Source organism: Rhodococcus sp. NPDC019647 (genome assembly GCF_044389235.1).
Taxonomy (GTDB): Bacteria; Actinomycetota; Actinomycetes; order Mycobacteriales; family Mycobacteriaceae; genus Rhodococcus_F; species Rhodococcus_F oxybenzonivorans.
In genome coordinates, this window is record NZ_JBIRXS010000006.1 from 255,680 (window position 1) to 264,193 (window position 8,514).

Annotated in this window: 8 protein-coding genes; 5 read left to right on the forward strand and 3 right to left on the reverse strand. The window is 63.4% G+C overall.

All coding sequences use genetic code 11. The features are described 5' to 3' along the window. Positions 1-306 precede the first annotated feature (306 nt). Positions 307-471 (forward strand): hypothetical protein, encoded by a 165-nt coding sequence (locus ACH49N_RS15375; RefSeq protein ID WP_358273009.1) that lies wholly within the window; start codon positions 307-309, stop codon positions 469-471. 55 nt (positions 472-526) lie between these two features. Then, complete coding sequence (locus ACH49N_RS15380; RefSeq protein ID WP_397504652.1) at positions 527-1,135, forward strand: integrase core domain-containing protein; 609 nt, start codon at positions 527-529, stop codon at positions 1,133-1,135. Here ACH49N_RS15380 and ACH49N_RS15385 read toward each other — a convergent pair. Both ACH49N_RS15385 and ACH49N_RS15390 read right to left on the reverse strand, forming a co-directional pair. Next, a complete protein-coding gene (locus tag ACH49N_RS15385) occupies positions 1,035-2,258 on the reverse strand; it encodes a CoA transferase (protein WP_358273006.1) in 1,224 nt (407 codons plus the stop codon). The two genes, ACH49N_RS15380 and ACH49N_RS15385, sit on opposite strands and share 101 nt — an antisense overlap. Before the next feature lie 127 nt (positions 2,259-2,385). Then, complete coding sequence (locus ACH49N_RS15390) at positions 2,386-3,318, reverse strand: alpha/beta hydrolase (protein ID WP_358273004.1); 933 nt, start codon at positions 3,316-3,318, stop codon at positions 2,386-2,388. Positions 3,319-3,539: 221 nt separating this feature from the next. Between ACH49N_RS15390 and ACH49N_RS15395 the strand changes: the two genes are divergently transcribed. Together ACH49N_RS15395 and nudC are read left to right on the forward strand one after the other, a co-directional pair. After that, the gene (locus tag ACH49N_RS15395; protein ID WP_250769439.1) at positions 3,540-4,283 is read left to right on the forward strand and encodes an alpha/beta fold hydrolase; all 744 of its coding nucleotides are present in this window, start codon (positions 3,540-3,542) and stop codon (positions 4,281-4,283) included. 69 nt (positions 4,284-4,352) lie between these two features. Continuing rightward, on the forward strand, positions 4,353-5,255 hold the full coding sequence (nudC, locus tag ACH49N_RS15400; RefSeq protein WP_317767549.1) for an NAD(+) diphosphatase: 903 nt from the start codon (positions 4,353-4,355) through the stop codon (positions 5,253-5,255). A 42-nt stretch (positions 5,256-5,297) separates the two neighbouring features. Here the strand turns inward: nudC and ACH49N_RS15405 are convergent, their stop codons facing one another. Next, positions 5,298-7,040, reverse strand: coding sequence for a sigma-54-dependent Fis family transcriptional regulator (locus tag ACH49N_RS15405; protein ID WP_236603218.1), 1,743 nt, complete (start codon positions 7,038-7,040; stop codon positions 5,298-5,300). 287 nt (positions 7,041-7,327) lie between these two features. Here ACH49N_RS15405 and ACH49N_RS15410 point away from each other — a divergent pair, with 287 nt between their 5' ends. Then, a complete protein-coding gene (locus ACH49N_RS15410) occupies positions 7,328-8,422 on the forward strand; it encodes a hypothetical protein (RefSeq protein ID WP_358273001.1) in 1,095 nt (364 codons plus the stop codon). Positions 8,423-8,514 lie beyond the last annotated feature (92 nt).

Here is an 8,514-nt window from a genome sequence, read left to right on the forward strand (position 1 = left end):
AGAAGGAAATCGCTGCGAACTCGAGGTTGAGCATGTCGAAGCGATCGGCCTGCAGGATGGTTGGGGCCGCTCCACCTACGCCCGAATACCTGTCGCTCAGACACCAGCAAACCCCGATGCCGCTTTGAGAGCGACGCTGCGCGAGTACGCCCGGACGCGTCTGTTGCATGGTTTTCGTCGCGCCTGGGCGCACCTGAGGCACGATCAGGGCGCTGTGGTGAACAAGAAGAAGGGTCACCGGCTGTGGAAGGAAAAGGCCTTCAGTTTCGGATTCATCATCCACGCACACGGCCCGGTGTCCGCTGCGTGTCCGCAGCTCGAAGCCGACGCCCCCATGTGGTGTGGGCAGTGGATTTCCAGTTCGACTCCACCATCGACGGGAAAGCGATCAAGATCGCCTCGATGATCGACGAGCACACGAGGCAGTCGCTGCTGAACGTGGTGGAGCGTTCGCTCACGGCGCAGTGTTGACCGACGAGGGACAAGGCATTCCGCGATGTGGGGCGGACCGCCGCTGGTGCTTCGAATGGACAACGGAGCGAATTTGTTTCGACTGTGCTGCAGTAGTTCTGCAGGATCGGATAGGAATTTCGTACATTCCGCCCGGGAGCCGTGGAACACCGGGCACATCGAATCCTTCAATGATCGTCTGCAGAAGGAATGCCTGAACCGGAACCACTGGACGAGCCTGCTCGAAGCTCGGGTGGTGATCAACGACCTCAAGGACGACCACACCACCGGCACCGGGCTACCTGACGCCGGCCTAGAGGTCGCCCCCGCCGGGGGTGAGGGGCGTACGCTGCCCACTGCACCCACACTCACCAACCGGTGGACGGCTGCGAGATCGACTGAAACTCGCGTAACCGTGACTCCAGAACGACGCGATCCGACTATCGGGGACCTGCCAGAGTCGTCGTTAAAACCTGTCTTCGCGACAATGCGATCGTGTCGGTGGAGGCGAAGTCGTTCGTGGCGCTCGTTGCCGCTCCGGCTGCGGGCGGAACAGCGACGTCAGTCATTGTTACTTCTTCTATTCAGGAGGAGGTCCCCTGAGGCGACGTCGCCCTCACGACGGATGCATCGGCCAGCGCATGGACGCGATCGGCGGAGTAACCGAGATCTTCGAGGATCGTGAAGGTGTCCTCGCCGAGCAGGGGAGCGTGCCGGCTGAATGAGATCGGTGTGCGCGACATCGTGAACGGAGTGCGGGTGGCGTAATACTCGCCTTCGGTGGGATGTTCACGCTTGGTGATCAGTTCTTGTTCCAGGACGTAGGAGTTTTCGTGCGCGTGGGCGAGATCGAGTAGGTCGGACGCGGGAATTCCGTGTGCTTCACACAAGGTCAGCCATTCCTGGGTGGTTCGGCTCGGGACGGCCTCTCGGATCGCTGAGAGAAGTTCGCCCATGTGAGTGTGGCGGTCGTTCACCGAGGCGTAGCGGGGGTTGTTCACCAGGTCGTCGCGGCCGGCGATGGTGAAGAAGTCGTTCCAGTTCTTCGCCGAGTACGGCATGATGCAAATCCAGCCGTCGGACGTTTGGTGTGGGACTCGTTCCGGTGTCAGCACGCGTGCCCATCCGAAGTTCCCTTCGGCCGGGGCGAAGGTGTGGCCACCGAAGTGTTCGACGAGGTTGAAACCGATCATTGCGTCGACCATCGGCACGTCGACCTCCTGGCCGAGGCCGGTGCGGCTCTTCTCCATCGCGGCGGCGAGGACAGCGATGACGATGTAGAGACCGACGACCTTGTCGGCGATGACGTATGGCGCATAACGAGGTTCACCGTCGATGAGTTCCGTGAGTTTCGCGGCGCCCGACGCTGCTTGCACGATGTCATCGTAGGCCGGGTAGTCCCGAAAGTCGGTTTCGGAGCCGTATGCCTGTGCGGTGCAGAGGATCAGTCCCGGATTGTTCTCCGAGAGCCGCTCATAGGTGATGCCCAGCTTCTGCCGCGAGCGTGGCCGTAGATTCGTCACCAGCACATCCGCATTGCGCAACAGATCGTCGAGAATCTCGCGGCCCTCCTTGGAGGCAAGGTCGATCGCGATGCTGCGCTTGTTGCGCTGGAGGTTGAGTGTCAGAGCGCTCATCCCGTCATGGCGGCGGGAACCTATATCTCGGCTCATGTCACCGTCGAGGCTCTCGACCTTGATGACGTCTGCGCCCATGTCGGCGAGGGTTGCGGTGGCGAAGGGGCCCATGATCACGGTCGTCAGATCGATGACGCGCAGACCATGGAGAGCGCCGGGTGTGAGTTCCACTGAAACCTCTTTCGCTGCACAGGAAGCATTTTTATGACTATGACAGTCAGCGTGGGATTCCGCAATAAGGGAGTTTATTACAGATATAGGTAATAGGGCCGATGCTCGACACCGAGGGACACCCCGGTCAGTCGGCGAACTGCTTGCCGAGGAATTCGACGACGGCGCTGTGCAGTTCAGCGCTGCGCGGAATGGCACCGGTCATCCAGTACACGGCATGGACAAGGCCTTCATACATTTCGACCTGCACGGGGACTCCCTGGTCGGCCAGCCTCCTGCCGTAGTCCACGCCCTCGTCCCGAGTGACCTCGTATTCGTTGAGCAACAGCAGGGTCGAGGGAAGCCCAGACAGATCCGCGGCCTTGGCCGGGGAGGCGTACGGATTCTCCGCGTCTTCCGGGGTGGCCAGGTACTGCTCCCAGAACCAGTCGATGGCTGCCGTGGTGATCAGGTACCCCTCGGCGTTCTCCTCGCGCGACGGGAATCGTGCCGTGCCGTCGATGACCGGATAAATCAATACCTGAGCGCGCAGTGCCGGGCCGCCGCTGTCGCGTGCCCGGAGGGCTGTGACCGCGGCCAGGTTGCCTCCGGCGCTGTCGCCCATGACGGCTACGCGTGTGCCGTCGCCACCGAAGTCGGCTGCGTGCTCAATCACCCAGTTCAATGCAGCGAACGAATCTTCGGACGCGGCAGGGAACTTGTGCTCGGGAGCCTTCCGGTAACTCAATGCGGCCACGATGACGTGCGCGTCGGAGGCCAGTGCGCGACATGGCTGCTCGGTGACGTCGAGGCTGCCGGCGACCCAGCCACCACCGTGGATGTACACCACGACCGGTAGGGGTGTGTCGGACTCCGGAACGTAGAGGCGAATTGCCTGCTCTCCACCGGGCGCGGGGTAGACCGTATCGACGACACGCGCGACGTCTGCCTTCGGTGCCTGGAGGCCGCTGAAGGACTCGACGACCTCACGAACTTCAGCAATGCTCATCTGCTCGAACGACTTCAGTCCCTGCTCGTTCAGAGTGTCTATCAAATTCTTGACCGCAGGATCGAGTGCCATGGTGTGTTCTCCTTCGTGTCATGGGCAAGTCTGTTCAGCAGGCAGGTGGCGCCACACTATGGGTGCGTCCGGCGCGGAAAGTGTCCGAAATTGACACAGGCATCCGCCGCGTGGGTGTGTTTCACAATCGGACACGCCGACGCCCTGCTGCGGTTCTAGGTTCGTTCGGAGTGATCAACCGACGGCTGGAGTTTCAGCGTCGCCGACAGGGAGGTACGGCAGTGAACGCGATTGCAGCGATCGAAGGAAACGGTGACCATCGGGTCTTGGTGTTGCACGGCTGGGCGCTGGACAGCAGCGTATGGCTCAAAGCACGCGCCCTGACGGATCAGTCCCGCTTCACCTACGCGTACGTCGACTTTCCGGGATACGGCGTGAATCGCCCCGAGGCGCCGGCCGACGGAATCGACGGGATGGCCGCGGTCGCCCTCGGCGCCGCCGATCAGCTCGGATGGTCGACCTTTTCCGTACTCGGACATTCGATGGGCGGCACCACAGCTCTTCGGGTGGCGACCCTCGCACCTGAACGCGTGACCTCGGTCGTCGCACTGACACCCGTCTCCCCGGCGGGTACCCCTCTCGACCAGGCGACCTACGAATCTTTCGCCGCGGCCTGGGCAGACCCGGGTGCAGCCATCCGGGGCGCACTGGCACCACACATCGACGAGACAGATTTGAAGAACCTGGCCGACCGCAACCGCTCGACGATGGACCAGGCGACGTGGGAGTCCTACCTGAAGAACTGGACCAGCCCCGACTTCCTCGACCGGATAGGCACCTACGAAGGGCCTACCACCCTGATCGTGGGTGAAAGCGACCCCTTCGTGACGGCAGAGTACCTAGGGGACACATTGGTGGCCTTGCCGCACGGGAACCTGAGGACCGTGCGGGGCAAAGCCGGGCACTACCCCATGGTGGAGAACGCTCCGGAGACGGTGGCGTTGTGGGAGCAATCCCTGTACTGATCTGACCGGGAACTTAAGCCGGGTACCGGGAGTGCCACGTTCGAATTATGAAGTCAGGGAGAATTCACCATGTTGAATCACGTTGTGACGGTGAGCCGTCCCGTCTCGGTGCGTGACGACTCGACCGCGTGGGTGGAGGCGTGGCCGGATGCGCGAATACTTCGTGTGAACGGGCGTGGTCAGGTCCGGCTTGTAGACGGACAACTGATGCTGGAACCGGCCACCGACTTCTACGCCGAGCCTCCCGCGCACGCCGTACTGCTCGGCGTCTGTGGCTCGGTTCACGAGTGGGCGGTGCGGGACGAGTCCCTCGCTGACAATTCCACGACAGGAACCGTGGTCGAGCTCGGTGACCTGCGCTCACACGGAGCAATCCTCGACGCTGCCGACACCGACCGGTATGTCACAGCGATGGCCTTGCTGACGTGGCAGGACGACGCCCCTTTCTGCGTCAAGGATGGGGCGCCGGCAACGATCACCTCAGGTGGTTGGATGCGCGTGTGCACGGCGTGCGGTCGGGAGGAATATCCGCGTACCGATCCCGCGATCATTTGTCTGGTGCACGACGGGGCAGACCGAGTCCTGCTGGCGCGTCAGGCGAACTGGCCGGCACGGAATTTCTCGACGCTCGCGGGCTTCGTCGAGGCGGGCGAGTCTCTGGAAAGCTGTGTGGCACGGGAAGTTGCAGAGGAGGTCGGTCTCACGGTCTCCGATGTGGTCTACGTCGGAAGTCAGCCCTGGCCCTTCCCGCGCTCCCTCATGCTCGGATTCCATGCGACGGCCGACCCCCGAGACGAGTTCGTCTTCAGGGATGGCGAGATCGGCGAAGCTGTCTGGTGCACCCGCGCGGAGGTACGGGAGGCTCTGGCTGCCGGGGATTGGACGAGTTCGACGAAGGCGCACGTGTTGTTGCCCGGTGCAGCCTCGATTGCGAGGCGCATGCTCGAGGCCTGGGCGCGAGCCGGTGACTGACGCTCCATCTCGCGCTCGGCACGGTTCCGTCATCGACTGGCGTTACTGCGGAAGGAACCGGCTCCCGTCGATCCCCAGGGCGCGCATTTTGCGGTAGAGGGTGGAGCGAGCTACCCCCAGGCGTTGCGCAGCCAGTAGTTTGTTGCCGTCGGTCTCGACGAGTGCTTTGAGCAACGCGTCACGCTCCGCCAATTCGAGCGACGTCGAGGCATTTCGGCGGCGTAGATCACCGTCGCGGTAACCGTCGGGCAGATGCTGCACTCCGATGTCGGAGCCCATCGACCGCAGGAGCGAGGACGCCAGAACCGATTCGAGTTCTCGGACATTTCCCGGCCAGTCCCGCGCGACCAGCAGTTGCAGAGCAGCGGGTTGCAGTCGCAGGCCGTTTCGGTCGGGGGAGTGCTTACGTAGTAGGGCGACACTGATGTCGGCGATATCTTCGGACCGAAGTCGCAGTGGATCGATCTCGATGCGGCGCATGAAGTGATCGCACAGTCGTCCGGCGGGACCTTGACGGATCGCTTCGCCCGCGGTGGCAATGATCTGCGCGCGATGGTCGACTGCCTCACTGAGGACCGCGCAGACGTTGGGGACCAGTTTTTCCGGCAGGAGATCGAGGTGCCGGATGATAAGGGCGCCGTCGACCTTGTTCCAATTGACCAGTCCGGTAATCCACGCGTCGGGGTCGACAGAGGCGGTAGCAGCGTCGAACACGGTGAAACGGCCGTCGGCATCCTGCATCCGGTGGAGGGCGGTCGCGGCGAAGAACTTGCCGACGCCGGGTTCTCCGGTGACGAGGACAGGCGCGTCGATCGAGGCGAGCCGCTCGAGTTCGGTCTGCAGTCGTTTCGTCGACAAGCTGCGGCCGGGAATCTTGACAGTCTCCGCGCGTTTTTCGACGGCGGAGGCTGACGCCAATTGACGGGCGGACGACTTCTTCGTATCGCGGAGATGCTGCCGCATCTCGATGACGATGCCCGCCGGCGATCGGGAGTCTCCGACTCTACGTGCAGTCGCGGATACCGTGACGTTGTCGGCGAGCCTGACTTCCCCGATGAATTCGTCGCGGCCGGCGAGCATTCGGCATGCCCAATCCCAGAGGAGCGCTTGGTCGGACGTGTCGATGATCTGCGCGGCCATCGGAGTGGTCATGATGACATCCTGGTTCAAGGACACCACTGCGGAGGAGCCGCGGCGAGAGGCCTGCAGGAAGGACTGGAGAAGCCGTTGCTCGCGATCGGAGGACTCGGCATAGAGGCGCGACTGAATTTCGCGAACGGCTGATTTCGCCAGGGCGCCCATCAGCGCGTTGGAATCCGACAGGTTGGAGGTGATGTCGAGTATCCCCTCCACGGTGCGGGTGATCGGATGGATGATGGGAACACCGACGCACGCCAGGCTCTGCAGCGCCTCACGGTAGTGCTCGCCACCGCTGACCTGGAACGGTCGTCGCTCCTCCAACGCGGTGCCGATCCCGTTGGTGCCGGTGTCCTCCTCGGCATACCGGAATCCGGGTGCCACGTAGGCGCGATCCAAACGCGCTCGCAACCCAGCGTTGCCAGCCCTGCGGTCGACGATCTGCGCGGCGGAATCGGCCAGCAGGATGGTCGCGGGGGCGTCCAGCAGGTGGAGGACGAGGTTGTCGATCACGGGATCGGCGGCTCTTCTCAACCGGCTGTCGCGATCCACGTCCGGCGTGTAGGGAAGGTCGTCATCGCCGGACGAGACGCCGATAACTTCACACCGTCGCCACGACGCTTCGATCTCGGGTCGGAGATTGCTCAACTCTTGGTTCTTTCGCGATGGCGCTGATGGCCGGAATCGGTCACGTTCGTTCGTCCAGAGTCGGTCACGTTCGTTCCGTGGCCCGCGGCGCGCCTTGTAGATACTCATAGCCACCTTACATAACTACTGAATTCCTGAGCTGATTCCGCCTGGCAATGTAACTTGGCTCACATCGGTGGCAGTGTCCCGTTTTGCTACAGTCCGCTCGCAGATCAGGTGGCGACTGCCGTGCGGCGGAAAGACCGCGCTACGAGTTTGGGGTCGGACCGAGCGGGTACGCGAGCGAGGTGAAGTCGAACGAGCATCTGCAGGGAGGGCCCGGTGCCATAGGTGAACAGGCCTCGGTGCTGTTGATCGCAGATCCGGGCAAGCCTCAGGCTCTCGCGGAACGCGTCGCGGAGTACCTGCCCGAGCGCCTGCGGAGCCGTGACCGGCTCGAGCGCCGGTGGACGGCGTGCGTGCGCAGCAAGCCGTACCTCTCAGACGAGCAAGCGAACTTCGCAGATGTCATCGACGCGGTCGATCCGTCCTCCGAGGGGGAAGACATCGTCGTGTACCTCACCGATCTGCCGCGCCGCGAGGACACCCTGCCGGTGGTCGCCGACGTCAGCGCCGACCACCTTTTTGCGCTGATCTCGGTCGTCGGGGTGGGCGGAGTCGACATCGAGGGCCGCGTCCGCACTGTCACCGAACTCGCGATCGCCCGCATCCTCGGTGAACCGGAACTGACGGCGCCGGGCGCGGCGCGACGGTTCCCGTGTGTGGAGATTGAGGACGGCATCCGGTACTTCGCTCCCTCGGGTCTGCGGCGACTTCGACTGCTGTCGGGGATGGTGCGGGCCAACCGGCCGTGGCGCTTGGTCACCGGACTGTCGAAGGTCCTCGTCGGCGCCTTCGCCACTGGTGCTGTCGCGCTGGCGACCAGCACGATCTGGATGTTCGCCGACACGATGGGTCCGTGGCGTATGAGTGCGGCAACGGTCCTGTCGATCGTGGCGATGATTCTCTGGTTGATCCTTGATCATGAACTCTGGGAGCGGCCTCGGTCGCCGGAGGAACGCGACCGTTCGGTGCTGTACAACACCGCAACCGTCGTCACCCTGGTCATCGGCGTGATCGTCCTCCACGTGGCCCTGTTCTGCCTGCTGCTGTTCACGGCGTGTCTCACTCTTCCCCCGGAACTGCTGTCCCGCATTCTGGGGCACGGGGTCAACTTCTCCGATTACCTCACGCTCGCCTGGCTGCTGGCGTCCATCGCCACCATCGGTGGGGCGCTCGGGTCGGGCCTCGAGGACGACGCTGCCGTCACGGAGGCGGCGTACGGGGCCCGGCAGCGGCAGCGCATCGAGGGGACGCGGAGTCGGTCGAACGAAACGGGATGATCGCAGGTTTGCACAGCTCAGCAGACCTGAAACACCGGGCATCGCGACCGGCCGAATCCGCCCAAAAGAGGCGCGCGGCTATGCAAGCATGA